General features: G+C 37.8%; 28 protein-coding genes and 2 pseudogenes. 4 read left to right on the top strand and 26 right to left on the bottom strand.

The window, feature by feature from the left end:
• Positions 1-16 precede the first annotated feature (16 nt).
• The gene (locus NC799_RS14225; RefSeq protein WP_272447105.1) at positions 17-652 is read left to right on the top strand and encodes a pentapeptide repeat-containing protein; all 636 of its coding nucleotides are present in this window, start codon (positions 17-19) and stop codon (positions 650-652) included.
• 200 nt (positions 653-852) lie between these two features.
• Here the strand turns inward: NC799_RS14225 and NC799_RS14220 are convergent, their stop codons facing one another.
• From NC799_RS14220 to NC799_RS14115, 22 genes and pseudogenes are all read right to left on the bottom strand, one after another.
• Complete coding sequence (locus tag NC799_RS14220; RefSeq protein WP_272447104.1) at positions 853-1,983, bottom strand: MFS transporter; 1,131 nt, start codon at positions 1,981-1,983, stop codon at positions 853-855.
• A gap of 83 nt (positions 1,984-2,066) precedes the next feature.
• On the bottom strand, positions 2,067-3,131 hold the full coding sequence (locus NC799_RS14215) for a Gfo/Idh/MocA family protein (RefSeq protein ID WP_272447103.1): 1,065 nt from the start codon (positions 3,129-3,131) through the stop codon (positions 2,067-2,069).
• A gap of 79 nt (positions 3,132-3,210) precedes the next feature.
• Positions 3,211-4,077 carry a sugar phosphate isomerase/epimerase family protein gene (locus NC799_RS14210; protein WP_272447102.1) on the bottom strand — a complete coding sequence of 289 codons (867 nt, stop codon included), beginning with the start codon at positions 4,075-4,077 and terminating at the stop codon, positions 3,211-3,213.
• Positions 4,078-4,247: 170 nt separating this feature from the next.
• Entirely contained in the window at positions 4,248-5,624 is a 1,377-nt protein-coding gene (locus NC799_RS14205) for an ABC transporter substrate-binding protein (protein ID WP_272447101.1), read from the bottom strand.
• Between the two features lie 77 nt (positions 5,625-5,701).
• Positions 5,702-6,595, bottom strand: coding sequence for a carbohydrate ABC transporter permease (locus NC799_RS14200; RefSeq protein WP_272447100.1), 894 nt, complete (start codon positions 6,593-6,595; stop codon positions 5,702-5,704).
• 11 nt (positions 6,596-6,606) lie between these two features.
• Entirely contained in the window at positions 6,607-7,524 is a 918-nt protein-coding gene (locus NC799_RS14195) for a carbohydrate ABC transporter permease (protein WP_272447099.1), read from the bottom strand.
• A 37-nt stretch (positions 7,525-7,561) separates the two neighbouring features.
• A complete protein-coding gene (locus NC799_RS14190) occupies positions 7,562-8,557 on the bottom strand; it encodes a Gfo/Idh/MocA family protein (RefSeq protein WP_272447098.1) in 996 nt (331 codons plus the stop codon).
• A complete protein-coding gene (locus NC799_RS14185) occupies positions 8,554-9,558 on the bottom strand; it encodes a Gfo/Idh/MocA family protein (protein WP_272447097.1) in 1,005 nt (334 codons plus the stop codon). The genes NC799_RS14190 and NC799_RS14185 overlap by 4 nt, the downstream gene beginning before the upstream one ends.
• 31 nt (positions 9,559-9,589) lie before the next feature.
• Positions 9,590-10,576 carry a Gfo/Idh/MocA family protein gene (locus NC799_RS14180; protein ID WP_272447096.1) on the bottom strand — a complete coding sequence of 329 codons (987 nt, stop codon included), beginning with the start codon at positions 10,574-10,576 and terminating at the stop codon, positions 9,590-9,592.
• An 11-nt stretch (positions 10,577-10,587) separates the two neighbouring features.
• Positions 10,588-11,427 (bottom strand): sugar phosphate isomerase/epimerase family protein, encoded by an 840-nt coding sequence (locus tag NC799_RS14175; protein ID WP_272447095.1) that lies wholly within the window; start codon positions 11,425-11,427, stop codon positions 10,588-10,590.
• 72 nt (positions 11,428-11,499) lie between these two features.
• Positions 11,500-12,714 (bottom strand): ROK family transcriptional regulator, encoded by a 1,215-nt coding sequence (locus NC799_RS14170; RefSeq protein WP_272447094.1) that lies wholly within the window; start codon positions 12,712-12,714, stop codon positions 11,500-11,502.
• 370 nt (positions 12,715-13,084) lie between these two features.
• Positions 13,085-14,041, bottom strand: coding sequence for an ROK family glucokinase (locus NC799_RS14165; RefSeq protein ID WP_272447093.1), 957 nt, complete (start codon positions 14,039-14,041; stop codon positions 13,085-13,087).
• Positions 14,042-14,209: 168 nt separating this feature from the next.
• A complete protein-coding gene (melA, locus tag NC799_RS14160) occupies positions 14,210-15,508 on the bottom strand; it encodes an alpha-glucosidase/alpha-galactosidase (protein ID WP_272447092.1) in 1,299 nt (432 codons plus the stop codon).
• Between the two features lie 128 nt (positions 15,509-15,636).
• Complete coding sequence (locus NC799_RS14155) at positions 15,637-16,521, bottom strand: AraC family transcriptional regulator (RefSeq protein WP_272447091.1); 885 nt, start codon at positions 16,519-16,521, stop codon at positions 15,637-15,639.
• A gap of 645 nt (positions 16,522-17,166) precedes the next feature.
• Positions 17,167-17,946, bottom strand: a complete 780-nt coding sequence (lgt, locus tag NC799_RS14150) for a prolipoprotein diacylglyceryl transferase (protein WP_272447090.1) — start codon at positions 17,944-17,946, stop codon at positions 17,167-17,169.
• Positions 17,947-18,767: 821 nt separating this feature from the next.
• Positions 18,768-19,379, bottom strand: coding sequence for an NAD(P)H:quinone oxidoreductase (wrbA, locus tag NC799_RS14145; protein ID WP_272447089.1), 612 nt, complete (start codon positions 19,377-19,379; stop codon positions 18,768-18,770).
• Positions 19,380-19,697: 318 nt separating this feature from the next.
• A pseudogene (locus NC799_RS14140) lies at positions 19,698-19,965 on the bottom strand (VOC family protein); the annotation flags it as partial.
• A gap of 74 nt (positions 19,966-20,039) precedes the next feature.
• Positions 20,040-20,648 (bottom strand): flavin reductase family protein, encoded by a 609-nt coding sequence (locus NC799_RS14135; RefSeq protein ID WP_272447088.1) that lies wholly within the window; start codon positions 20,646-20,648, stop codon positions 20,040-20,042.
• Between the two features lie 22 nt (positions 20,649-20,670).
• A complete protein-coding gene (locus NC799_RS14130; RefSeq protein ID WP_272447087.1) occupies positions 20,671-21,609 on the bottom strand; it encodes a ring-cleaving dioxygenase in 939 nt (312 codons plus the stop codon).
• Between the two features lie 218 nt (positions 21,610-21,827).
• Positions 21,828-22,283, bottom strand: a complete 456-nt coding sequence (locus NC799_RS14125) for a MarR family winged helix-turn-helix transcriptional regulator (RefSeq protein ID WP_272447086.1) — start codon at positions 22,281-22,283, stop codon at positions 21,828-21,830.
• Positions 22,284-22,414: 131 nt separating this feature from the next.
• Positions 22,415-22,825 (bottom strand): PIN domain-containing protein, encoded by a 411-nt coding sequence (locus tag NC799_RS14120; RefSeq protein WP_272447085.1) that lies wholly within the window; start codon positions 22,823-22,825, stop codon positions 22,415-22,417.
• Positions 22,818-23,087: an AbrB/MazE/SpoVT family DNA-binding domain-containing protein gene (locus NC799_RS14115; protein ID WP_272447084.1), complete on the bottom strand. Its 270-nt coding sequence runs from the start codon at positions 23,085-23,087 to the stop codon at positions 22,818-22,820. The genes NC799_RS14120 and NC799_RS14115 overlap by 8 nt, the downstream gene beginning before the upstream one ends.
• Positions 23,088-23,217: 130 nt before the next feature.
• Here NC799_RS14115 and NC799_RS14110 point away from each other — a divergent pair.
• Positions 23,218-23,550: pseudogene (locus NC799_RS14110) on the top strand (DUF3885 domain-containing protein); the annotation flags it as partial.
• A 423-nt stretch (positions 23,551-23,973) separates the two neighbouring features.
• Here NC799_RS14110 and NC799_RS14100 read toward each other — a convergent pair.
• From NC799_RS14100 to NC799_RS14090, 3 genes are all read right to left on the bottom strand, one after another.
• Positions 23,974-24,168, bottom strand: coding sequence for a hypothetical protein (locus NC799_RS14100; protein WP_272447083.1), 195 nt, complete (start codon positions 24,166-24,168; stop codon positions 23,974-23,976).
• 181 nt (positions 24,169-24,349) lie between these two features.
• Positions 24,350-24,550, bottom strand: a complete 201-nt coding sequence (locus NC799_RS14095) for a hypothetical protein (RefSeq protein ID WP_272447082.1) — start codon at positions 24,548-24,550, stop codon at positions 24,350-24,352.
• A gap of 17 nt (positions 24,551-24,567) precedes the next feature.
• Positions 24,568-25,167 carry a recombinase family protein gene (locus tag NC799_RS14090; RefSeq protein ID WP_272447081.1) on the bottom strand — a complete coding sequence of 200 codons (600 nt, stop codon included), beginning with the start codon at positions 25,165-25,167 and terminating at the stop codon, positions 24,568-24,570.
• Positions 25,168-25,352: 185 nt separating this feature from the next.
• On the opposite strand from NC799_RS14090, the gene NC799_RS14085 reads away from it, so the two are divergent.
• Positions 25,353-25,895: a DUF3990 domain-containing protein gene (locus tag NC799_RS14085; protein ID WP_272447080.1), complete on the top strand. Its 543-nt coding sequence runs from the start codon at positions 25,353-25,355 to the stop codon at positions 25,893-25,895.
• The gene (locus NC799_RS14080; RefSeq protein ID WP_272447079.1) at positions 25,882-26,112 is read left to right on the top strand and encodes a hypothetical protein; all 231 of its coding nucleotides are present in this window, start codon (positions 25,882-25,884) and stop codon (positions 26,110-26,112) included. Before NC799_RS14085 ends, NC799_RS14080 begins: the two co-directional genes overlap by 14 nt.
• 58 nt (positions 26,113-26,170) lie before the next feature.
• On the opposite strand, the gene NC799_RS14075 is transcribed toward NC799_RS14080, so the two are convergent.
• Positions 26,171-26,410, bottom strand: a 240-nt coding sequence (locus NC799_RS14075) for a hypothetical protein (protein WP_272447078.1), incomplete at its 5' end; no start/stop codon positions are given.

Genomic DNA, 26,410 nt, shown 5'->3' with positions numbered 1-26,410 from the left:
AGGAAGAGGCATATCTATGAAAATTGATCTACCAAAAGTAGCAAAAGAATTACCAATAAAGCGTTTTGCTGATCTTTTCTATGAAGAAGATCCTGAATTTGACAACTGTCAAATAATCGATTCAAACTTTGAAAATGAGGTATTGGAAAAGGCGAGGTTATCAAATGTAGTCATCAAAAACTGTACATTTAATCAAACAGACTTACGTCACATAGACATTACCGACGTGCGATTTGAAAATTGCGACTTATCTAATGCGGTATTGAGAAATGCATCGATTCATCGCGTCGAATTCATAAACTGTAAATTATTAGGTGTAGATTTAACGGAATCTAGTATCGGAAATGTAAGGTTTAAAGATTGCTTGTTAAAGCTTGCAGGATTCGGGAATTCAAAGATAGAGAAAGTCATCTACCATGACACCTCCCTCGTCCAAGCAGACTTTTATGATTGTAAATTAAAAAAGCTTGAATTTCTAGCTTGTGACTTGAACGAAGCAAGTTTTGAACAAACTGCCTTAAAAGGAATAGACATTAGCACATCAACATTTGAAACATTAACTGTCTCGTTAGAAAACTTAAATGGGTGTAAAGTATCTCAAGACCAGGCCGTTCGATTCGCTTCCTTAATCGGATTAATTATTACTGACTAGCAGCTCTTTTTCATAACTGATAAATAACAAAATTTCAAGTAACACTTATTTATCCCTGACAAGCTAAGCGAAATATCTGTGGTGCTCTTTGCTATATTTCAATGAATGCCTTAAGGGGATAGGCGCTCGGTGCTATACAATTATTGGACAGCTATAACAATATTTAAAACCTAACCACAATTGATTCCTAGATAACAACTTTATCCTATACTTTCCTCGATAAAAGGTTTTAACCAAATCAAAGGAACTGCTAATAATGCAACTACCATCGCTATCTTGTACATACTGGAAATCGTGACATAGTTCAGCAGCCAGCCTGCCAACAAATTACCAACTACACCGCTTAAACCTAGCGTAACAGCCCAGTAAATTGTTTGGCCGGTTGCACGATAGTTAGGTGGAGTGATTGCATTAACATAAGCAACAGCTACAAAATATTGGATACTAAAAGATAAGCTTAACAAAATTTGCGAGCCAACCAACACTGAAATTTCGTTGCTAAATCCTAAGAAGAGCCATCTGATCGCATACATGACTGCAACTAATGACAATAAAACAGGATAGGAATATTTATCCATTAATTTCTTTGACATGGCAAAAAACGGGATTTCTAAGATAGACTTGATTAATAAAGCAATGCCAACAATCGTCACCGTCGAACCGAGATTTTGTAGGTAGATGGCATAAAAAGAGTTATTTGCATGAACAGTCAGCTGTAAGAAAAAACTAAAAAGTAACAGGGCAATAAACGTCCGATTCTTGAATAAACCGACAGCCTCGACCGCTTTAAAGCGTTTTTTACTATTCGCCTTTATCGGTATTTTCAGCACAAGTAAGAAGGCCACAAGTAGAAACGCACTGTGCAAGAAGAATAAGGTGGTGAGACCGAAAAGATCCAATAGGCGCCCAATCACCAACACGCTAACGGCATATCCAAGCGAGCCCCAGAGCCGAATTTTCCCGTAATCATCCGTATCATCTAATAAGGAGATTACCGTCACATCAGCAATCGGTGGAATAGCACTTTGAAAGAAAAAATATCCTATATTTAATAGTAATAAGTGCGTAAATCCGGTGGCTAACGGAAAAAATAACGCCGTAATCGTAGCTCCGATTGTCATGATGATCAAGGTTAGCTTCGGGGAGCCTAAGAAATCGGTGATAAGTCCCCATAACGGCTGCGCAAACATTAATACAAATGGACCTATTGCAAACAATAACCCGATTTGACCAGAGTTTAGTCCAAAATTAACATAAAATAAGTTGACGAATTGAAATGCTCCTACTGATAAGAAAAAATTAAAATAAAATGTCCTCATTAACCAAATCATAAAAAGGTACCTTTCCAAGACAGATTTTTTGGGAAGCAAAAAGGAATTCTCTGACTTCTTTTTGAAGTCAGAGACTCCCTATCTCAGTCAATGTTTAATTGAATTTCCTTTCCCTTTTCACTTGATTCATAAATACCACATAAGATTTTCATAATTTCAACCCCGTCTTGAACTGGGCTTAACGTTTCTTTTTCCCCTTTGACACTAGCAATAAAATGATTAATTTCATTTTGAAAAGCTTGGACAAAATCGAAAGAGGCACTATCAGTTTGTGGTGTTGCATTTAATATGATGTCGTTTTTTTCTGTAATTAAGTGCAGGGCTGGTTCAAGTTCAGCGCCACCTTTATCCCCATACAAGTTCACCGAAATCCTGTCTTCCTTGGCATGGAGTGTGAAACTGACATCGACCATGAGCGATGCCCCATTTTCAAAGCGAATGATGGCATTAGCTAAATCCTCAACTGTATTTTTGTCAGGATCATAATCGGCCGCTTTGTAAAAGGATAAGTGTTTAACATTGGAACGATTACCCAGTCTCGCATATGTGTTGCCACTTACGGACGCAACCTTTGGCTTGCCCATTAAATACCAGCAAACATCAATAATATGCACACCTAAATCGATTAATGGACCGCCACCTGACCGCTCTTTATCAGCAAACCAACCACCGGGGTTACCTAGTCTCCGGAGACAAGTCGCTTTTGCATAATAAATGTCCCCTAAATCATTGGAATCGACGAATTGTTTAATGATTTGTGTATTTGTCGCATACCGGCGCACAAAGCCTACTTGTAACACCTTTTGATTTCGGTTGACCGCTTCTTCTACCTGGAGCGCCTCTGTTACTGTTTTACACAATGGCTTTTCGACCAGAACGTGCTTACCTGCATCTAAGGCAGCAATAGCAATTTCCGCATGCGAGTTGTTCCAAGTACAAATGCTGACAGCCTCCACGTTTTCGTCTTGGAGTAAGTCCTGATAACTTCTATACACTTTTGTCGCTTGGTATATTTTTGCTTTTTCCTGTGCTCGTTGTTCGTTCAGATCACAAATTGCATAAATTTCGGCCTCTGCATTTTTTGAGTAAGATTGTAAATGACTGTCTGAAATGGAACCAGCACCAATTACACCGATTTTCACTGTCATATTTCGTCTCCCCCTCTATCATAGTAACTTTTTCAAAGGTCTAGCAGGGACTAGCGTGTAAACTTTTAAATTCAAGCTATCAATCCATTTGCTTCCAAAGCCTGCGGACATTGTCCATGCTTAATTTAGACCCTTGTTGACATTCTTCCATCCCTTCAAATTCAACGGAAATATAGCCATCATATCCGGATTCTTTTATTATTTTTAAAATCTCTCTTAGGTTAATATCCCCATGGCCAATAATGGAACCGCGTAAGTAGTCTCCGGCAATTGTCTGTAACCACCCCTCACCAGGATATTGGGACGCTGGCCTGTGGTAAAAGTCTTTAATATGGACCATCGTGGCAAAAGCAATGTTCTTTTTAACGGCAGCGACTGGATTTTCATCGGCGCATAAGAAATTACCAACATCTAATGTTGTTCGAAAATTAGCCCGATCAACGTGGTTAATCAGCGTTTGCACTCGATCACTTGCTTGCACAAAATAACCATGGTTTTCCACACTCGTCGTAATTCCATATTGGGCAGCATAATCGGCAATTTGTTGACAGGCTGCAACCAGTCTTGGCAAATCCTCTTCAAATTGTTTAATCGTACATTCCTGAATTGGGCGGGAAGCAACGTCATGGCGCATCAGCTTCACACCGAGTCGATTCGCAATATCTACTTCTCGTTGGACACGTTCAATTTCGGCTTGATAGCTAGCTTCCTCCTCTTTGAGAAAATCAGCACCAATGGCATAATTAGAGATTGCAATCCCAACCTCAGCTGCTTTGTCTCTAATTTCGTCGACTAAGTTCACTTCATCTAACGTAAATCCAAGATTGGGGACAATCTCGATATGTTCACCCCCTTGATCCGCCACCCATTGAATCGCTTCCAAGATTGTGATTTCCTTAGCTTTTAATGCGGAAAACAAACTGTAGGAGCTTAATCCTAACTTCATCATCATACCTCCTGTTGTAGACTATAATTAGGTGTGGCTACAAGTCACACCTAATCTAATTTCTCTTCACAAGTAACATGTCTGTTCTTGTAAATTATTTTTCAGACAGCAAACAAAAAGTGTTTGTTTTAGGCAAAACTAGGAAAGCAAGGCATTTGATTTACCTGTTCCTATTGATTTGCTGACCACTTTTCTGCACGCTCCTGTAGATTATCTAAGAAAGGTTGAATTTCTGGTGCATTACCGTTACTTGCTTTACTTATAAATCCGTTTATAGCTGGTGTAATTTCACTACTGAAGAAAGGATTTGCTTCATCCATTAACGTCGATTTAGTGACCGAAGCAATATCTGCAGCTACTTTCATAAAAGTGTCTTGATCACTCACAAAGTCTGCGTCGGCAAGTGTTGGCGTCATGGTATAATTTTCATAGTTATGCTTTTGTGCTTCATAACCTGTTAGAAATTTAAGTACCTCCCAGGAGGCTTCAACGTTTTGTGCGTCTTTTGCCATGACATATGGATCAACCGCTACCCATCCTTGACCATCTGGTCCAAGATTTAAAACTGGCTTAAATCGATCAATTAACGCATCATCATCTGTAGCACGAACTTCACCCATTGTAGCTGCGCCAGAACCATCCAGTCTTATAGCAATATCATTGCCTTCAATCCCAAAGTTCTCTGCACCTTCTGCATTGACGAAACCAGAAGGTGGTAACTGTGCAGCCTCTTCTATCCATTCCAACACTTTTACCATTTCTGGACTGTTCAATTTCCATTTTATGTTTGCTAAATCATCCAATGAACCCTCAGCACCTGGTGCTCCAAAAGCATGTGTCAAGGCAACAAATGTTGATGCATTTAAACTTTTACCATCAAACCATAAGCCGTAGTTCTGCTTTCCTGTTTCTGGGTTTTCGCCTGTCATTTGCTTTGCTTTTTCCAAAACCTCTTGTGGACTTGGATTTTCAGAAAGAGGCTCTACCCCCCACTGGTCAAATATTTCTTGATCATAAATCGTGACTCGTCGACCCAATACTGCCGGAATACCAAAATGGACTGTTTTATCGAAGGACTTTGTACTATAGGAACCTTTCCATAAACCTTCTAAATATAAACTAGAATCAAAGCTATCATCATTTTCTATCAAACCATCCAGTGGTTTTAATAAACCTTTCTGATTCCATTGCGATGCAAATGCCCCTCCTGAATACAAAACATCGACGTCTCCGGACTGCAACATAGCCGTTTGTTTGGCTTTTGCATTCTCCCAGGGAACTTGGGTAAGCTCTACTTTAATATTCGGATAACGTGGCGTAAACTGTTCCTTGATGAATGTCTTCATTCCTTTGTTCTCCACACCCGTAATTGGATCCATCCCGTCTTCTAATTGAAACCCTGCTAATGCAACCCGAACTGTCCCCTCTATATCAGAAACAACTTCAATATCACTGTTTTGACCTTCAACACTACCAGATTCAGAGGAACATGCAGCTAATGTAAAAACAGATAACATGCAAACAACAAGGAAAAGCTTCAATTTCATAACTCCACCCCTTTTAAATTTTGACTACATTAAAATATCAAGATAGATAAATTGAATAAATATGCCTCCTTCCCCAATTATTGTTTAATTCCGGACAACGCTATACTTTCAACAATATATCGTTGTAGGAATAAATACGTAAGAATAACTGGAAGCAAACTAACTGTTGTTGCAGCCATGATGACAGAAGGTAATGGTAAATCCTTATTATAGGAAAACATCGCCAAACCTAGTTGGATTGTAAATTTGTCTGGTGTCTGTAACGCCAATAACGGCCAAAGTAAATCGTTCCAAACAGCTAAGAATTGTAAAATGACCATCGTTGCCAAAATCGGTAAACACAACGGCAAGTAAATCTTTAAAAATACGATAAATTCACTCGCTCCATCTATAATTCCCGCTTCTCGCAGGGAAGCAGGAATCTGATCTACGAAAGATTTGGACAAAAAAGTTCCAAACGCAAAATTAAGTGCAGGTAAATAAAAAGCCCAATAAGAATCTAGCAAACTTAACTTTGAAAACAATAAATATTGTGGAATCATTGTCATCTCAAAAGGTATCATCATCGTACTCAATGCTAAGACCAACACAATGGTCGATCCTTTAAACTTTAATTTTGAGATCGCATAGCCAGACATAAGTGCGGAAGATAAACTAACCACTATCACTCCAATAGATATAAGCAATGAATTAAAGATATATTTCATCATTGGAATGTTAGAAAATGCAAGCGTGTAAGTTCTGATAGAAAATTCTTTCGGCCAAAATCTAGGAGGAAATGGGATATTCAAACGCGCTTGCCAGTCAAAGCTTGTTAAAACCATCCACAGGAAAGGAATAATCATGATGAGGGAGCCAAATAAAAGAATTCCTGTTAGCACAATATTACCGACCAATCGCGTTTTTTTAATTGATTTATATGCTATCACTTGATTTTTTTTAATTTCAGAATCTATCGGTACAGTCTTCATTTATATCCCTCCTAATCAAAATTATTTTTCCTATTCGATATTAATAACACAATCGTCAAGACGAGAATAAACATAAATAAAATATAAGAGGCTGCTGTTGCAATTCCCATTTGTGAAGAGAGAAATCCATTTCGATAGATATATAATACTGCGGTCATTAAGGAGCCCGCTGGATTTCCAGCTGTCCCACCAATTAACCAAACATCCGTAAACCGTTTCATTGCGTTTATTGTCCCGATTATGACCATAAACATGATGATTGGTTTTAAATAAGGAACTGTAATATAAAACCACTTTTTAAACCAATTTGCCCCGTCTATTTCCGCTGCTTCATACAAATCCCTAGGTACACTAGTCAAGGAAGCTATAAAAATAATAGTATTGTACCCGAGCATCCCCCACAGTGTCATTAACACGATACTAAATCTTGAATATGTGGGATCTGTAAACCAGCCAATTGGATCAAATCCAAACAACCCAATAAAAAAGTTTAAGAGACCCTCTTTACCGGGGTTGAATAAAAAGGTAAATAAAATACTAGTGGCAACAAGCGAAACAACATTAGGCAAGAAATAAACACCCTTAAAAAAATTTCGCCATTTACTAGACGGGACATTATAGATTAAACTAGCTAACACGAAAGAAAGGATGACACCAAGCACAACTGATAATATCCCCATATAAAATGTGTTGTAAATTGACTGCCAAAAGATCTGATCTGTTAATACATACACGTAATTACTAATACCCACCCATTCACCCACCAAAGAGTTCGATGTTTTTTGGAAACTCATGATGAATGCTGCTACCATCGGATAGATGGCAAAGCCTAGTATGCCAATCAATAAAGGAGCAGAGAAAACATAACCAGCCCAATCCTTTGAGGTGAATAATTTTTTCTTAGGAACTGCACTTTGTTTTACTGCCATAACATCACTCCTATCCAAATAATCCTTAGCTATGGTTTCAGATTTCAACTCGCTCCAATAGAAGCGACTGTTTCTGATGTGCTGATCGATAAGCAGCTTTGACTACCTCCAAGGTTCTCAACCCATCTTCCCCCGAAATCGATGGGTCTCGCCCTGACTTTACACAATCGATAAAGTCATCGATTAACTTTCCATCTATGTCCGATCCCCATGGCAATTGTTGCACTTGTTGGTCGGCATCGTTGTAATACAAGGAATGTTGCTTCAACGCATCAACCGAGAGGTTTCCTTTTGTTCCGGTAATCTCCACCGTGACGTCTCCCCAGGTTGGAAAAGTTTTTGGTCTTGACCAGCTTGGATCAATCGTAACGATGACTCCCGATTCCAATTCAAGTGAGACAATGCCACAATCCTCCACCTCAATATCATAAAAACGGGTATCGAGTTCAGCATAAACACTTTTCACTTCATCGTTTAACAGCCATCGGACGAGATCCATTATGTGAACAATATGATCTGTAGCGGCACCACCACCAGACAAAGATTTATCCACAAACCATCCACCCGGCATTTGACCATGATTCGTTCCATTTATGGCAACAACATCCCCAATTTGCCCTGATGTCACGATTTCTTTAACCCGCTTGATCACTGGCGAAAACCGAACAGGATAAGCCACTTGCAAAGTCACATCTTCCTCACGACAAACAGCAATCATTTCCTTAGCATCGTCTATTTCTGTTGCAATCGGCTTTTCACACAAAATATGCTTTTTCGCCCGTGCTGCTTTGGTTACATGGAGTTTATGGTTTGCGTTTTCGGAACAAATTACAACCGCCTCGATATCCGTTTGTAAAAAGGCATCTAAATCTTGGTAATAGTCGCTCTGATATTGTGTTGCCATCGCCTCCCCTCGCTGTTGGTCCTCATCCCAAATTGCAGACAATGAAACGTCCGGATGATTTAGATTTAGTAAATGCTTGGCATAACTCTGGGCATGCATATGAGCAAAGCTGATGATCCCTACCTTCACCTTAAAGCCCCCTTTTCGACTAAATTTACTGGCTGCCCTAATGACGCTGAAAGAATCGCAGCCTCCGCAACCTCTATCGCTTTTGCCGAATCCTTTGCTGTTACAATTGGCTCCGTTTTACCTTCTAAACAATCTTTAAAATGGCTTAGCTGTTTTAAAAAAGGTGACTCTTCTAGTTGATTGTTGGGTAGATAACTCGCAGCACTTGTTTCGCTTCGGTTCATCAACTGGATTGGCACAGTTTCTTTACTACTATTTACCAACATCCCTTTATCACCAGCTATTTCAAAGGATGTTTCTAAACCTTGTTTGGCCCAGGATAGTTCGACATGGGCAATCGTTCCATTCGCCATTCGCAAAGTAACTAGCGAATACTCCCATTCATTCTCGCTATCTAGACGTTTTTGGATATGGCGGGCCATCACCCTTTCGACATCACCAAACGTCCAGATTAGCCAGTCAAAATCATGAACCCCTAAATCCAGGATTACCCCGCCACTTTTACTGGCATCCCCGTACCATGAGCTCTTTTCTCCAGGATAAGCTGTTCCTCGAGAAAGACGAACTACACCCGGGTTGCCAATTGCCCCGTTTTTAACCTGATTGTGCGCCTCCGCATAAGCAGGAAAAAACCTGAGTGTTTGACCAACGTACAATTGGACTTGATTTTGTTGGCATATGTGAATCATTTCTCTCGCTTCTTTGACATGCAAAGCTAATGGTTTTTCACAAATAATATTCACTTTTGCCTCTGCAGCTGCTTTCACATTGGTAAAATGAAGATAGGTCGGTAAACAGATGTCCACTACATCTGCGTCTATCCTGTTAAGCAACCCCTTTAGTTCAAATCCTGTTTTTGCTTGATACTTTTTTCCAAATCGGTCTAATTGATACTGATTGCGGCTAACCAGACCAACAATCTCGCAACCATCAATCTGTTCCCAATTGTCTAAATGTCTTTGGCCAATTTTCCCCAGTCCTACGACTACTACCTTTAACATCGAATCATCCTTTACCTTAAGAAATGGTTTTTTACGCTAATGATGACTGCCAACCCTTGATTTGGACAGGGTTACCCGTTTGTTGTGATTCATTTGCAGCCAGCGTAACCCCCAACGTTTTCAGGCCATTTTCATAGTTTGAAAGAATCAAGTCTTCATTGTTTGTTAGAATTGCTTGAATAAAAGCTTTATCTTGTTCTTCATAAAAGTTGACTTTCGATTTATACGTCATAGTCCGACCCACTTCTACAATTGTCACCTCTACCCCATCTACAACGACGCGAAAATCCTTACCCAATATCTCCACACCCATTCGGTGATCAGGCTGGGTAAACGTACTATCCAGATGGCCGACCGCTCCATTGGCAAAAGTGAAATTGACGGAGGTTACGTCAGGAATATCGATCCCAGGGATATCCTCTGATACTTGCAAACTCATGTTGGCATAAACACTCGTCATTTCCCCTGTCAAATAGCGAATCAAGTCTAAGGTATGCGTTGCTTGCTCGACTAATTGACCACCTGATTTATCCATTTCTCGGTACCAGGGAGTAGGGACAAAGGAAGTAAGATAATGTCCGCGGACCATTGCAATTTCTTTATCTTCCAAATAGCGCTTGGCTTCGGCAACGGTATCTAAATATCGTAGGCAATAACCCGTTGCACAAAGGATGTTTGCTTGTTTGATTTTTTCATGTTTACTTTGGACTGTCGCCAGCTCCAATCCGATTGGTTTTTCAACCATGAGATGGATTCCTAGCTCTGCGGCCCTTTCCTCGATGCTTCCATGCGCAAATGGTGGAACACAGATAAAGAGTGCGTCTAGCTCCTCGTTGTGAAACATCTCATCCACGTCTGTATACCATTGGCAGTCATATTGCGCCCCAGATTTGGTAGCGCTTTCACTGACGATGTCACATACCGCTACAATGTCAGCATCCTGATTTTGGGCGATATTTTTCAAATGCTCAGCTGCTATTCCTCCAACACCTACAAAACCAACTTTTACCTTATTCATTACGTCTCCTCCTATACGGTAGTTTTTGTTTCTAGATGGATGATAGTCTCCATATGTCTTGCCGTATCTTCAGCCGCCGATCGCGGTCCGACAGCATAAGGAGAAAGCTCGGCGGTAAGAGTGTCCTCATAGCCAATTTCCGCTAATGCCTTCCTTACCTCTAACCAATTCACATCACCCACTAACAATGGGACAAACCCAGTAATATTTCCGACTGCAGTATTAAAATCCTTTACATGGATTTTCTTAATGCGTTGTCCTAGAGTTCGAATCCATTGTTCCGGATAGCCAAACTGCAACACATTGCCGACATCAAAATAAGCACCAATATACTCCGAATCTAGTTCATCGATAAATCTCGCCATTTCCAAGGGTGACAGCAAAAATTTATTCCATACGTTTTCAATGCCAATCTGAACCTGATATTTTTCGGCTACTGGAACCAATTTTGCTAACTCCTCTTGACTCCGTCGATAACAGTTTTCATACGAAGTCTTAGCACTGACGGCACCCGGAACAACTAGGACAGTATCCATTCCCATCGCGTGTGCTAATTGAATCTGTTTTTCGACAACGTGTCTGCCTTGGTCTCGAACAGTTTTATTTTCATCAGACAGAGGCGATTGCCATAACAGACCAGTCGAGATACTTCTTAATTGCAATTGATAGGACGTCGCTAACTCAAGAATAGCTTGCGCCTCTGCTTCCGATGTCGTCATTGTTAAACCAACCCCATTATTCGGATTGAGATTTAACTCGACAGCATCAAAACCCGCATCACGACTATATTCAAACACCTTTTCCAGTGGCGTCCCCTCAGGATAGCACCATTGATTAACCCCTTTTAACATTTAAATTCCTCCTTCTATAATAAAGAGCTGTTTGCAATTCCCCCATAACTAGCTTGTTCCTTCGCTTAAAAATTACGATAATTGAAATTTGAATTTCCCATGAAATATAACTGCTGCAGTACCTAATAATTCAAATTCAGGACCTAATGATGTTGACTGAATATTTATCTTATCTTGTAAAATTGGAATAACTTGATTGGCAACACTAGTTTTCATCTTTTCTAATAAAACAACATTGTTTTGGATAATATCACCGCTTAAAATGACAACTTCTGGATTAAACAAGTGAACAGCATTTTTTATCGCGATTGATAGATATCGGATTACTTCCTCCATGATCTCCATTACTAGTTCGTCATCTTGATTAACTGCATCCACAAACACTTTAGGATGGATATTATTTAAATTGTGATCAATCATTTCTGTAATAACTGTATCTCGTCCCTTGGTCATAATCCCTGTTACAATTTTTGAATAGATGGCTGGCCAATTGACATAGTTTTCGAGACATCCTGTTTGACCACATTCGCACCTTACTCCATCTTGAACAACAGTCGTATGCCCAAATTCACCAGAACTGCCCATAAAACCGCGGAATACTGAACCATTAACCATCATCCCAGCACCTACTCCATCACCAATTGTGATAAAAAGAAGGTCTTTATAAGTGCTAAATGAACCAAAATAACTTTCGGCTAACACAAGAGCATTTGCATCATTGTCTACGTATGTGGGTAAATGCGTTCTTTCTTCTATCAACGATTTCAGTGGTACATCATATAATTTAAGTTTTGAGTTATATGTAATCACCCCGTTTTGTGCGTCAACAATCCCTGGCGTAATCACAGAAATACCTTGACAGTTATCAATGTCTGCTTTTTTAAATAGAAATTGCTCTACTACTTCTAAAATATGATCAACCATTTCTTGCCCTTGGTATTGGTAGGTAGGATAAATTTCTTTCCGCAATGCTTCGCCTTCCAAATTCATGTCAGCTATTTTAACCATAGAATTGGAGATAGATAGACCAATAATTGTGTGATTGTTAGGATTAAACCGTAACAATACAGGTTTTCTTCCTCCGTTTGAAACCCCGACACCATCTTCATAAACAAGTCCCTCTTGAATTAATTCATAAACTGCTGAAGTTACCGTTGTTGGACTAAGATCAATAATTTTAGCAATTTCACTTCTAGAAATGGGGCCTTTTTTTCGAATTACATCTAAAATTATTGATCTATTTAATTCTTGAATTAATTTTAAATCTCCAGTTCTTTGTCTTTGCACCTATTTCATTCCTCCTAGGGTATTTACGTCAATCGCTTTTAAAGATTCACTATCTTTTTCCATTGCCTTTATTAACAAATTAATGAGTGCCACTTCTTAATCTAAATGAGTAATTGACAGCCATGTTATGAACTAATATCTTGACAATAATGCTAGTAGATTTTTGACAGGGATTATGGAGCCCACTTTCTTTTTCTAATGGTTTTATTAAGTATAAAATAACCTCCCCCTATTGTAAACGCTTTCAACAAATGATTTTAAAAGCTTTCATGTTTCGACAATTTTAATTATCACAAACTTTATTATAAATAAAAAAATATCAGATACCTTCATTCGACATTTGCCAATTTCGGTACCTGATCCTATATTTTTATCTACTCATTTTAACTAATGACCCTGCACCAATCACGCCTGCATCATTTCCTAGCTGTGCTAGTTTAATTTCTGTACTTGTTTTTACTGGTGGAAAGGCATACTTTTCGAAGTACTCTCTAACACCATCAACTAATACGTCTCCGGCAGCTGATACACCACCACCAATCACAATCGCATTCGGACTTAAAATGTTAGCAATATTGCCGCAAGCAAGGCCAAGATAAAACGAGAATTTATCAACAACCTTTTTAGCCAGTGGGTCGCGTTTTTTTGCTTGATCAAAAACTATTTTGGCAGTTATTTCCTGTTTCTGATCGATTAAGCCTTTTAACTCGGAATCTCCAGCATAGCCCTCTGCATAATCTTGTGCTAAGTGAACGACACCTGTGGCACTAGCAACTGTTTCTAAACAGCCAACATTTCCACACGTACATTCGTAGCCATTCGGGTCTACATTCATATGACCAATTTCACCAGCAGTGCCAGCACCATGAACAAGTTTCCCTTCCGCAACAACTCCACCGCCAACACCAGTACCTAACGTAATAAAGACAACATTGGCATTACCTTCACCAGCACCCTTCCACTGTTCACCCAATGCCGCTACATTCGCATCGTTATCTATGTAAAAAGGAATACTGGTGCCAGCCTCTATCTGTTCTTTCACTTGCTGCAAAGTTTTCCAATTCAAATTATAAGCACCTATCACTGTTCCCTTGTCAATATCAACTGAACCAGGAGAACCCATGCCAATTCCGAGAACATCGGTCGATGACAGTCCACTTTGACTTAGTTGCTGATTGATTGAATCGATTATATTCGGAACAATGTTTATTCCCTCACGTTCAATATCGGTAGAAATACTCCATTTCTGTTCTATCTCTCCCGCTTCATTCAATATGGCAAATTTTGTCGTGGTGCCTCCTAAATCTACTCCAATTATTTTTTTCATGTTTTCGCCCCTTCTCTTTTATCACAACTTAAAGCTTATATCTTTCCATCATGATACTATCTTTGCAGCCAAGATACTAGTTTACACATCTTTTTTCAATAAAAAAAGAATCTCTGACCAGATAGGAAAGAGATCCTTTTTAAGAATTGGGGTTAAACCTACTATTACCTACTCATATTCTGGCAACCATTCACCGTGTTCTTCAATTAAATCATCACATAGAGCAATGATATCATCAATAGACAGCTCTGCTGCTGTGTGAGGATCGAGCATCGCTGCTTGATAGATCTTACTCTTCTTTCGCGTCATTGCAGCTTCGATAGTTAATAACTGTGTATTAATATTCGTCCGATTTAACGCTGCACATTGCTCTGGTAAATCGCCCACATAGGTTGGGGTAACACCACTAGCATCAACTAAACACGGCACTTCAACCACAGCGTTTTCAGGCAAATTACTTATTAGTCTTCCCGTATTCAATACGTTTCCACCAATTTTAAATGGTTTATCCGTCTCCATTGCTTCGATAATATAAGATCCATATTCATGCGTCCGTTCGTGGTATAAATTTTTATCGTGGACAAGGTCGTCTCGCATCTTTTTCCAACCCTCAATTTGGTTGATACAACGTCTCGGATATTCATCTAATGGAATATTATATTTTTCTATAAGCTCTGGATAGTTACTCTTAATAAAATATGGATGGTATTCCGCATTATGCTCTGATGATTCTGTTACATAGTAATCGAACTTATCCATTAATTCAAACCGAACCATATCATGATGCTTTTCCTTTTGCTTCTCTTTCGCACGTTTCTTTATTTCTGGATATAAATCTTCACCGTTTCGAGTAATTTCTAGCAACCACGCCATATGATTAATCCCGGCAATTTTCCATTGGATGTTATCCTTCGGCATATCCAAGGAATCAAGCAAATGATCGGCGCAAACTTGGACACTATGACATAAACCAACCGTCTTAATTCCCTCGCGCAGCATCACATTCGTTAACACTGCCATCGGATTTGTGTAGTTCAACAACCAAGCATCTGGACAAACTTCCTTTATATCTCGAGCAAATTCCTGCATGACAGGGATGGTTCTTAGATTCCGGAATATCCCACCAATCCCTAACGTATCTGCTATGGTTTGCCGTAAGCCATACTTTTTCGGTATTTCAAAATCGGTAATTGTACACGGATCATAGCCACCTACTTGAATGGCATTAACAATGTATTTGGCACCACGTAATGCTTCCTTGCGATCATGGTAGGCTTTTACCGTTACATTCGAGTTAAGGCTTTGCTTCAGGTTATTTAACATCATCTCTGAATCATTTAGTCGCTCATGATCGATGTCATACAAAGCAAATTCAAAATCCTGTAACGCATCAACTGTCATACAATCTCCAAGTACATTTTTGGCAAACACAGTACTTCCTGCTCCTAAAAAAGTAATTTTAGACATATTTTTTCCTCCCCTTATATTCCAATCATTCATATGCTAATATTGTTGTCTTACCAACAATATTAAGGGGAGGAAAGCGTTTTTACAATCGTAAAAAAATTTAATATAAGTAAAATATTGCTCATTTCTTAATCAAGAAATAACTGATTTACCGGCATAATTGATTTACTATTGCGATATTCACTAGGTGTGACATCTACTATACTTTTAAAGACTTTGCTAAAATAATTGGCGTTAGCATACCCTACGTTTCTCGCCACTTCATCAATCGTTAGGTCCATATTTTGCAATAACTCTAAGGCATGATTCATTCGTAATTTTGTTAAATATTTGATTGGGGTGTCATCTACCGTTTTATGGAACAATCTAGTAAAATGGTATTTGGACAATCCAGATACATCAACAAGATCAGCCAATGTTAAATCCTCTTGATACTGTTGCTCCATAAATTTAATTGTTTTTGCGATAGCTACTGGCAGCTTATCGACTTTATTTTGGTCATGTTCAAAAAACTGCATGCATTCCATTAAGAAACTATAGGCATAGCCCGATAATTCATACGCGTGATGAATACCCGTTGTTTCCACTTTATGTAATAAGTGAAATATGTGTTTAATTGGTCTAGCATTCGTCTCCAAGTCTAAAATGTGGCCATGTTTCTCGGTAATTTCCTGATAATAACGCGCGGCTTCTTGTCCATATAACGTAATAAAAATGAATTCCCAATGAACGGATTCGTCAGGCAAATAATAACAGTGATCACTAGGAATTTCGACGAAGAAAGCTTTACCTTTACTTAAAGGATGCGTTTGTTTTCCAATTCGAATCGCACCTTGCCCTTCTAATGTGTATTGAAAGACAATTCTCCCGCTCTCATTTCGTCTTAGTCCGTCCCATTGATATAACTCATTGGATCTATTTTCCTTTCCTATTGAATGAATCCCCGCAACACGCGTCTGATGCTCACCCTTTAGTTTAAATCCATATGAATTGTAATCATTCATTTTATTCATTAGAATAGCGCAGGTCGCGCCTTACTCCCCCCCGACAAGCTTAAGTGAGAATAGCGCAGGGCGCCCTGCGCTAGACAGCTCTTGGATTTTTTTATACTTTCTTATCTTTCAAAAAAAGAGCGCTTTTCGCACTCTTAGTTATTACTTTTATTTTTCAATACATAAAGTTCTCTTTCTAGCTTGTTTACCTTATCAGCAATAAAATCCACGTTAGTAATTCTTGATTCATTCGTTAATTCAAACTGTCCCCCAACACCTTCCAACTTCCGTTCGATTGTGTCAAATCTATTATGGCATTTCTGATTTCATACTTTTCATTTCTGAATTTACACTCTGCATTTCTGACTTCATACTTTTCATTTCTTTGTTCATTTCAGTAAGTAAATCAAGAATTTGCTTATCCACTTTATCACCTTTACCATGATATCTAATCTAATTATACCATTAAAAATTACAAAGACACAGATAGCTATAAATGCTATTTGTGCCTTTTCACTTACAAAACTTTCGACCGCTCCTTAGTTAGAAGAAAAACTATTCTAGCACCCGTTAGTTGTCTTCATGTCCGAAGATGACTTTAAGACGATATAAAAACCCCAACTTCAAATTTCATAGCAATGAAGCGGGGTTTTTTCGGATGAATAGTTATTTTTTTGCATCGAGCTTTTTTTGTTGAACATAAAGATAAGCTCCATACACTACTGCTAGCACAATAATCCAAAACGTTGTCCATTGTCCTGCAGATAGATTTAAGAAGTATTTCGGTGAGTCTCCCCGAAGAAATTCAAACATAAATCGTTGTAACGAGTAAAGTATTATATACGTTAAAAACAGCCATCCTTTTGGTATGTTTTTAGAACTTAAGATGTAGAGTATAGCGAATACGGCAAAAAGGAACTGTCCTTCCCATATATCAGCTGGCCACAACGGCTGTGAACCAAAATAGGAATAGGCAACAGTACCCTCAGGATAAACCATTCCATAATTTCCACCAGTTGGGTTTCCAAAAACATCACCAGCTAAAAGCTCTGCAGCTCGTCCAATCCCCTGACCAAGTACCAATGCTGGTGCCAAATAGTCAGCAATCTCAAGAAAATTGAATTTATGTTTATAACTGTACCAGATTAGCACGGCGATTCCACCGACCGTTGCCCCAAGTATCGAAATACCACCTTTCCATATCATCAATATTTCTCCTGGATTCTGGGAAAAGTATGGCCATTGGAAAATAAACACGTGCCAAATTCGCGCACCTATAATTCCCCCAATAATTGCATATACCAAAAAACGATCTAAATGCTGCTCAAACGGAGTACCTTTCACTCGCACTTGTGCAACCCCATATGCCAACATGATCGCGATTACCGAAACAACGCCATGTGTTTGCACAGTATAGCCAAAAATATTAAACAGATCCTTGTACATGTAGTGCCTCCTTCTATTACTTTTCAAATAAGTATAGGACATAAATATGTGGAAAAATTGAAGATTCATAAGAAAATGAAGTATCTCTTAGAAAAGTGAACCACATTGCTAAGCCCTCACTAAACTAACATCTTTAAATTATTGACTTGCTTTTCTCCCAAGGATTATACTATAACCTTTTTTGCAATCTTTCAACTCCCACATTGAACCGATATAAGAAAGTTTTTACTTATAACTAGCTTTCTCTACAAGCTTCTCTATCATTTTTATTCGGATCATCCTTAACTAGCAGTCGTATAAGAACATTTGTATCCATTAGAAATTAGTCTGGGGGAATGTATAACTTCACTAAACCTTCTCTATCAGTGGCGGAATTTCTGTCCAACCTGGGGATATCATCATCGGCGATGTTATGTTAATGGTGTAGTAGTTGTCCCACAAAACATGGAGCAAGAAGTACTTAAGAAATCAAAAGAAAAACTTGAAAAAGACATAGCTCGTGATGAGAAAGTCTCGGGAAAACCTGATGAAATAATAAAGTATATCAATAATATGTTAGACAAGGGGAAATAATTTCTTATCATCCTGAATTTCGAGTCTATGGATAGGTCAATTTACCCACAGACCCGAAATTGAGGATTAATCAATAAGTACCGTGGTTATTTTACAAGGCAATTTGAATGATTTTCGGTCCAAAAATGCGCAGGGCGGTGAAGCTGGACGTGGCTGTTGCTAAGATGGTATCCACACTTGAATCTTTTTATAGTTTTGTATCTTTTAAAAAGGAGCCAATGATTGGCGCCTTTTACGATATCGAATATTTATTGATTTCCCTTTTCAACCCATTCTGCTACTGTAACAGTACGTTTCGCTTGATGTTTCACTGCAGCTTCAACATCTTCAATCATCTTACCATCCTGGCCGACTGTTACACTTGTTCCATAAGGATTTCCACCTGCACCAAATAGTACTGGGTCCGTGTAACCAGGTGCAGCAATGATCGCACCCCAGTGCATCATAGATGTATATAATGACAATATTGTTGCTTCCTGACCACCATGTGGGTTTTGCGCAGAAGACATCGCACTGACAACTTTATTAACCGTCTTACCACTTCCCCATAGTGCACCTTGTGTATCAAGAAACTGTTTCATTTGAGATGCCATGTTCCCGAAACGTGTTGGTGTACTGAAAATAATTGCATCTGCCCACTCTACATCATCTGATGTCACTACTGGAACGTCTTTTGTTGCATCGACGGTTGATTTCCATACTTCATTTCCCTCAATGACCGATTGTGGAGCTAATTCTTGAACTTTTAAGACTCTTACCTCCGCACCAACTTCTTTTGCTCCTTCTTCCGCCCATTTTGCTAATTGATAGTTTGTTCCACCCATGCTATAAAAAACTACAGCTAATTTTACATTTGACATATTATCCGTCTCCTTTGGTTTTCTAAATAGTTTGTCTAAAAATCCCATATTTTACACCCACCTCTGTTTATTTTTCTATTCCTTATAAGAACCACCTCCATTGAATATCAACCATTTCAATGATTCCCTGTTCTTTTGTTCCTATTCAGATATTACTAATATAATTAATTCATATCTCTTGATTTAGAGATATAATAGATAAAAAAATGATTTCATTTCTATATCTATAAAAGTTCCCGCCCTTTTTGCTTTATTCATCTCTGTCCTGAATATCACCACTTAATATATCTCTATTTCAAGATATTTATAATGATTTTTCACGTTTAGAAAATGCAAATGGTGCTCCCAAAATTCAACAGAACTAGTCGGAATGATATATCTTGTTACTCCTACCTGACCTATCCGATACGTCCTTTCCATTGTTTCTTCCCGGAAAAAAGGTAATTACAGTCCCTGGGCCAACAGAATCATTTCCAAAATAAAGATGATACACTTCGGGCCGATCAAAGTTTATTGTCTTTTTCACAAGTCGTAACCCTAAAACACCAGAATAAAAGTCTATATTTCTTTGTGCATCATTAACCATCGCTGTAATATGGAGAATACCTGCTGTTTTCTACAATCTACTCACTCCATTCTTAAGTAAGATCCACCCAAAAATTATTTGGGTCTTTCCTTAGTGAAGATTTCACCAATTTTTGCATAATCATGCCCCGCTAACCTGCTGATGGCACCGAGACCTCTAGGATCAATTTTCCCATTTTCATAAATATCGTTATCAATGTGAAATTGCACCACTCTTCCTATCAGAAAATCACACCCTGGTATATCTTCGTCCCCTAGCTCTAATGCATGTTCCAGCACACATTCCATACGAACTTTTGCTTCTTTCACACCTGGCACGGAGACTTTTACACTTTCTACTTGCGTTAACCTAGCTAACTCAACTTCACTTTGACTTGGTGGTAGATTTGCTGCAGTCGTATTTATTTTTTCAACATTTTGTTCATCGACAATATGAACCACAAACTCCTTACTCTTCCTAATGTTTCTAGCAGTATCTTTCTGGTCCCCTGCAGATCGTTGTATCGATAAGGAAAGCATTGGTGGATTAGAAGATACAATATTAAAATAACTAAAAGGTGCTCCGTTTAAGGTAGCATCTTCTGCTAAACTGGTAACAAATGCAATTGGTCTCGGTATAATACTGCCGATTAAAAATTTGTAATTCTCTCTTTCCGTTTTTGTCCGCGGATCAATCGAAAGCATCGAATCACTCCTTTACAAAAAATTAATCAAGTTCTTTTACTTTTATTGGTATCAACCTATTTTCTAATTGTTCTCTGTATTGTTCATATTGGACTGGTAACATTAACTGTTCTCCCATAGTTTCATGTGATTCATCATGAGCAAACCCTGGAGGGTCTGTTGCAATTTCGAATAGAATCTCCCCATGTTCTCTAAAATAGATAGCATTAAAATAATTTCTGTCTTGTACAGGTGTAACACCATATCCATTTTTCTCAATATACTTTCGCCATTCTAACTGATCCTTATCATCAATTGCTCTCCATGCAATATGGTGAACTGTGCCTACACCCATTTGTCCACTTCCTATTGTTGTTAATTTCAAATCAATGACATTTCCAATATCACTTGAAGAACGGAAACGAACAAAACCTCCTTCTTCCCCAACTTTTTCTAGCCCCATTACCTTTTCTAATAATTCAGCTGTTTTTTCTGGTTGTTTGGATAAAAGGGTTGCTCCGCCAAATCCTTTTATTGCATTATCTGGTGTTATTTCCCCGAATTGCCAGTTGTTCTTGTCCCCTCCTTCTCTTTCAACTATTTCTAGGTGAAGTCCATGAGGATCATCAAACTCCAAATAATCCTCTCCAAAACGGTTCATCTTTTTATAAGGAACGTTAAATTTTGTTAGTCTGTTTTCCCAGAATGTCATTGCCCCTTTAGGAACGACATAAGAAGTAACACCTACCTGACCATCTCCGATTACTCCTTGACGAGCACCTGCCCATGGAAAGAATGTGATGATAGTTCCTGGTTTACCGCCTTCATCACCAAAATATAGGTGGTAAGTACCTGGATCATCAAAATTAACAGTCTTTTTCACCAAACGTAAACCTAGAACACCAGCATAAAAATCTACATTTTCTTGCGGATGACCTACAATTGTCGTAATGTGGTGAATTCCAATTGTTTTTTTAATCATTTCATTTCACTCCTATTTTATGTTATAAGTTACAAATTCACTTGCAGATTTTCTTTCCGAGTGGTATCAACATAGCAACTAGTATTGTTTTGTTCACCTATCTTTACTTCATTTTTAACCCTTATAGAGTCAAATCCAATCATTAGACAATGATCACTCGTCCAAATAATTATTACGAATTAATATATTATTAATTCGAGACATTATCATAAAAAAATTTACATACTCTGCGCATGGAAACCTAGTTTTTTTAATTGTTCAATTAAAACTTCTTTTTCTTTCATGTCTAACCCACCAAATATTTCTTTCATTGCTGCTTTATGTTTTGGAAAGACTTTGTTCATCAGTTCCGTTCCATCATTTGTTATAGCAGCATAAGTTATCCGCCGATCTTTAGGACAAGGCTTTCTCTCTATTAAATTTTTCTTCTCTAGCTTATCTACAACATAGGTAATACTACTACTTGCAATCAGAACCTTTTCGCCAATTTTTTGTATTGGCTGATCACCTTTACTATAGATTAATTCTAAAACAGCAAACTCAGTTGGATTTAATCCTAAGCATTTTATGTCTTCTTCCACGCGCTTTTTAATCGATTGTAATGCTCTCGATAAAACAATAAATGCCTTTAAAGACAAATCTTCTTCATATTTATTTATATCCTTACTGTCCATAATTTTCATTCCTTTTTACTATCTCGAATTCGAGGTAATTATATAATACCGATTTTTATGTGTCAACCTTTTCTAAAATTAACTTTCAAATAAAATAATTCACCTCTGAACAGTATCGTTAAACTATGCAACTACAATAAATCTTCTGGCATGTAGTATTCGCAGTCCAACTTTTTAAAATCTTTCCTATCCCAAGTTAATACAGGAAGTTTTCTATTAGATTTACTCGAAATTAAAGCATCAGCAAAATCCACATTCTTATCCGAATACATTTTAAGCGCAATGACTACATTATCTTCTTCTACTTCAACATTCTCAGATTCAATTACATCTAATAAATATTCGGTTATTTTGCGTTTATCTAATTTATAGAAAGACTTTAGTAACCAACAGCATTCGGCAATTACGACAGTAGGGATTACTAAAGTTAATTCATTTTTTTCTACCTTCTCTACAAGCTTCACTATAGTATTAAATTTATTTGGATCGTCCTTAACTAGCAGTCGTATAAGAACATTTGTATCAATTAGAAATTTATTCATGTTCAAATCCCTCTGATAGAATATGTTTAGATGCTTCTTGGCGAGCAATTTCTCTCATTTTTTCAAAATCAATTGACTCTTCAGAAGTAATTCTACCAATTGCTTGACTTAATAATTTCTTCTTAATTGGTTCTATTCTCACTTCATCGTTTTCAATTAAAAATTTGAATTGGTCGCCCTCACTTAAACCTAGCTTTTCTCTAAGTTCTTTTGGTATTGTTATTTGTCCTTTACTCGTCATCTTCCCACTTACTAATTCCATTCATCATCACCCCTTACTTATCTTTTTGTATTACATATATTATAAGTATTACTAAAACACTTTGCAAACTCAACTGAATAATATGCGTCGAATGTAGCATATTACACTATTCATCAATACGTAACCGTAGTATAGAACACATAGATTTTTTCTAATGTGTAAAACATCTCAATTTGAATATATTCCCATGCTAAAGGCAATCTGTAATATAGATATGGGATTAAAACCAAGTATTTTTCACGACGTATATTTCATAAATGTTAGCAAGGACACTATATTTCACGTATATGATGATAGGGGGTGTGATTTGCTAGCTACCTCGCCTGATACAATACGAGAAATTTATGAAGAGTACAATGATTGGATATTAGATTATGACCGAGATGAAATTGATAAAGTTTTTCAAAAAGGGTTTTTAAATATCTACATTAAGAATTTTACATCCTTACGGTTAGTAAAATAATAAAAGCCGATTTTCTTACATTAGAAAATCGGCTTAATCTTAATTCTTTTTGCACTGTTCCCAAATAGGTCGAGACCATACAATTTCCCCATCGTCCTCACTGTTGTCAATTAATACAAGGTTGTCAATCAGGTAGGCATAGTCATACAGATGTTTAAACGACGTTTTATTTCTTCTAATAATATCTTCAGTAGGAATGTTATGGCCCCATTCTTTACTCTCACTGCAACCCTTTCAATGTTTTGGCTGACATTACTTAATGCAACATAAAACATCGTTATCTCATAAGCCATCTGGGTCGATTCTTCGAGTGATAGCATCTGGATCAATGTTAATATCAACACCAATTTTATCCATTATTAAAACTTTTACCACTTCCGTTATTACCTGCAAACACAAAAAATATTGGTTTGTGGCTGTGCATTAAGATTCACTGTCTTTTTTTAGAGGAACAATGTCACCATTAGGAAATTCCTTTACAAGCTTACCGCCTTTTTCATATACGATATACGTGTTATTTACTTTTGCATCAATTCTAGCCCGTTCACCAGTCATATTAGCCCATTTACTTAACCATTCATATTTTCTTTTAGGTTCATTGTTTTGTTCTTCTAACATAAGGAACACCACCTTTATATAAATTATATCAGATTGATTATTAAATTTATAAGCTAATTGAAATGCAATGGTACTGAAACTTTGTGAGGTTTTTAACTTAAACTATTGAGGGCGTTAGTGGAGGAACAAATTAAGGCTTGGATCTATTTCCAAGCCCTTTTCTTATTTGTCAGTTTGGCACTCAACTTCTGTTCCATCCAGCAAAGTTACAATTACACACCTTCTCTTCTTTGTTGACCGTCATCTTCTCGGCTAGTTTAAAGAATAAATTTACATCAAACGCTGTAATTGGTGTAGCATCTTTTATGATCTCAATAAACTGCTTAGCTTTATATCTCTCGAGGAGATTCTCGCTAGTTTTCTTTTCCTCCCACTTTTGCATAAAATACTCGCTGTTATCTATGATGGCATTAAAAACATTAATAAAAATTTGGTAGAGTACTTTATCTTCAATGTGCGTGTTGTTGCAGCCCTTTTTCCCTTTCTCAGCATACTTCTTGTTACATCTCCATACCTTCCTTCTAAACCGATCATCATTGGAGTTCCAAACCTTTCTGCCAAAGGCCTGCTGCAATCGCCACATATCACTTTTCCTGCAAATGGGTTATCGCTGGTTCCATAGTCCACTCTTTTAAATCCATGGTTTTCTGCAAATACCTTTTTTCTCTCCATTTCAAGCTGTACGGCTTCCCACATGTCCTTATCAATAATCGCGGGGTGATTGTCTTCCACATAATACCGTGGAACTTGTCCAGTGTTCTCTACTCTTTTCTTGGTTAAATAATCAACGGTGTAGGTCTTTTGAAGAAGGGCATCGCCTTTATACTTTTCATTACTCAACATCTTTCTGATGCTGCCTTCATACCATTTGGCTGTTCCGTTCCAGTTTGGAGCATGCTCTTCCTCAAGCTCCCTTGCAATTCGATTTGGCCCTTTCCTATCAAGATAATCGTTAAATATCCTTCTGACAATCTTGGCTTGTGGTTCGTTAATGATCAAGTTGCCATCTTCATCTTTATCATAACCTAGGAATTTTGTATGGTTGATGGCGATTTTTACCTGCTCAAATCGTCGCCTGATTCCCCAGGTAGAGTTCTCTGAAATAGATCTAATAAACTCACTTGTAATTTCCCCCCCAGAAAATATGCTATAATGTAAGAAAGGGAAATTAGAGGAGCAGGAACTTGTTAGAAAAATTTAATATTAGTTATCATGGCACAATCAGTGATTATGCAGATAAAATTGTGGCCAATATAGATATAACAGCAGGTAGGACATTTACAGATTTTGGGCAAGGGTTCTATGTGACAAATAACATGAACCAGGCAGAAAAGTGGGCATTAAAGAAATTTCACGACTATAAAGAAATGAACCAAATGTTGTTCCCAACTATTATTGTGCTGGAATTAGATTTTGAAAAACTAAGCCGTTTAAATGGGCAAGAGTTTGAAAATCCTTCTACACTATGGGCCAACTTTGTTTATAATTGTAGAAGAATTGGTAAACGTGGCGGTCTATATCATCAAGATGACTATGTTTGTGGTCCCCTGGCGGACGGAAAGATTGTACCGCTTCTAAAGCGACTAGAAAGTCAGAGAATTAGTTTTGAACAATTTCATCAAGGTATCATGCCCTATACAGAAATCAGTAACCAACTATCACTAAACACATTACAAGCAATAAAATGTATTAAATACATGGAGGTGAAACGCATTGACATTAAATAAATATAACTTCGATGAAATGGACATGGAATTCATTTTAGATGTTCAATTTGAACTAGAAAAACATTTTGGAAAAGAGGCATCTACCATTTTAGTTCAGTCGGATTTCTTAAAGAGGCTAGCAGATGATCCAATGTATGTTCACCATTATGATGAAACATATTGGGCGGAGCGAATTCGGGCACTTCATGTAAAAAAATCTAATAGTACGGTAAACTAGGAAGAAGTAGCTAATACAGTGATTAGTTACTCCTTCCTTGTTTTATAAGAGCCGCAACTTACAAATCAGGAAAAGCAGCAGTTTTCTCGCAGCCATTCATTTTATATTCCATACCGTTATTTGCGGTCCAGAATTCGAGCTGCGGACCAATTTTCGGTCCAGGTCTACTTTTGTAATTGTCAACTGAAAATTCCCCCACATAGTCATTTAAAATTCCCCCACCTATAATTTTAATATTGGATAGGGGAATGGGAGTTATCAAAACGGTGTGATGCCTAGCTCTTGCTCTAATTCTGAC

It is taken from the genome of Aquibacillus salsiterrae (assembly GCF_028416595.1).
Taxonomy (GTDB): Bacteria; Bacillota; Bacilli; order Bacillales; family Amphibacillaceae; genus Aquibacillus_A; species Aquibacillus_A salsiterrae.
The sequence above is the reverse complement of the archived record's forward strand: the minus strand, read 5'-3'. Positions and strand labels throughout refer to the sequence as shown.

Coding starts and splice junctions, on each gene's coding strand:
- NC799_RS14225 (WP_272447105.1), top strand. CDS start 17: ATGAAAATTGATCTACCAAAAGTAGCAAAAGAATTACCAATAAAGCGT.
- NC799_RS14220 (WP_272447104.1), bottom strand. CDS start 1,983: ATGATTTGGTTAATGAGGACATTTTATTTTAATTTTTTCTTATCAGTA.
- NC799_RS14215 (WP_272447103.1), bottom strand. CDS start 3,131: ATGACAGTGAAAATCGGTGTAATTGGTGCTGGTTCCATTTCAGACAGT.
- NC799_RS14210 (WP_272447102.1), bottom strand. CDS start 4,077: ATGAAGTTAGGATTAAGCTCCTACAGTTTGTTTTCCGCATTAAAAGCT.
- NC799_RS14205 (WP_272447101.1), bottom strand. CDS start 5,624: ATGAAATTGAAGCTTTTCCTTGTTGTTTGCATGTTATCTGTTTTTACA.
- NC799_RS14200 (WP_272447100.1), bottom strand. CDS start 6,595: ATGAAGACTGTACCGATAGATTCTGAAATTAAAAAAAATCAAGTGATA.
- NC799_RS14195 (WP_272447099.1), bottom strand. CDS start 7,524: ATGGCAGTAAAACAAAGTGCAGTTCCTAAGAAAAAATTATTCACCTCA.
- NC799_RS14185 (WP_272447097.1), bottom strand. CDS start 9,558: ATGTTAAAGGTAGTAGTCGTAGGACTGGGGAAAATTGGCCAAAGACAT.
- NC799_RS14180 (WP_272447096.1), bottom strand. CDS start 10,576: ATGAATAAGGTAAAAGTTGGTTTTGTAGGTGTTGGAGGAATAGCAGCT.
- NC799_RS14175 (WP_272447095.1), bottom strand. CDS start 11,427: ATGTTAAAAGGGGTTAATCAATGGTGCTATCCTGAGGGGACGCCACTG.
- NC799_RS14165 (WP_272447093.1), bottom strand. CDS start 14,041: ATGAAAAAAATAATTGGAGTAGATTTAGGAGGCACCACGACAAAATTT.
- melA (WP_272447092.1), bottom strand. CDS start 15,508: ATGTCTAAAATTACTTTTTTAGGAGCAGGAAGTACTGTGTTTGCCAAA.
- NC799_RS14155 (WP_272447091.1), bottom strand. CDS start 16,521: ATGAATAAAATGAATGATTACAATTCATATGGATTTAAACTAAAGGGT.
- lgt (WP_272447090.1), bottom strand. CDS start 17,946: ATGTACAAGGATCTGTTTAATATTTTTGGCTATACTGTGCAAACACAT.
- wrbA (WP_272447089.1), bottom strand. CDS start 19,379: ATGTCAAATGTAAAATTAGCTGTAGTTTTTTATAGCATGGGTGGAACA.
- NC799_RS14135 (WP_272447088.1), bottom strand. CDS start 20,648: ATGCTTTCGATTGATCCGCGGACAAAAACGGAAAGAGAGAATTACAAA.
- NC799_RS14130 (WP_272447087.1), bottom strand. CDS start 21,609: ATGATTAAAAAAACAATTGGAATTCACCACATTACGACAATTGTAGGT.
- NC799_RS14125 (WP_272447086.1), bottom strand. CDS start 22,283: ATGGACAGTAAGGATATAAATAAATATGAAGAAGATTTGTCTTTAAAG.
- NC799_RS14120 (WP_272447085.1), bottom strand. CDS start 22,825: ATGAATAAATTTCTAATTGATACAAATGTTCTTATACGACTGCTAGTT.
- NC799_RS14115 (WP_272447084.1), bottom strand. CDS start 23,087: ATGGAATTAGTAAGTGGGAAGATGACGAGTAAAGGACAAATAACAATA.
- NC799_RS14100 (WP_272447083.1), bottom strand. CDS start 24,168: ATGTTAGAAGAACAAAACAATGAACCTAAAAGAAAATATGAATGGTTA.
- NC799_RS14095 (WP_272447082.1), bottom strand. CDS start 24,550: ATGCAAAAGTGGGAGGAAAAGAAAACTAGCGAGAATCTCCTCGAGAGA.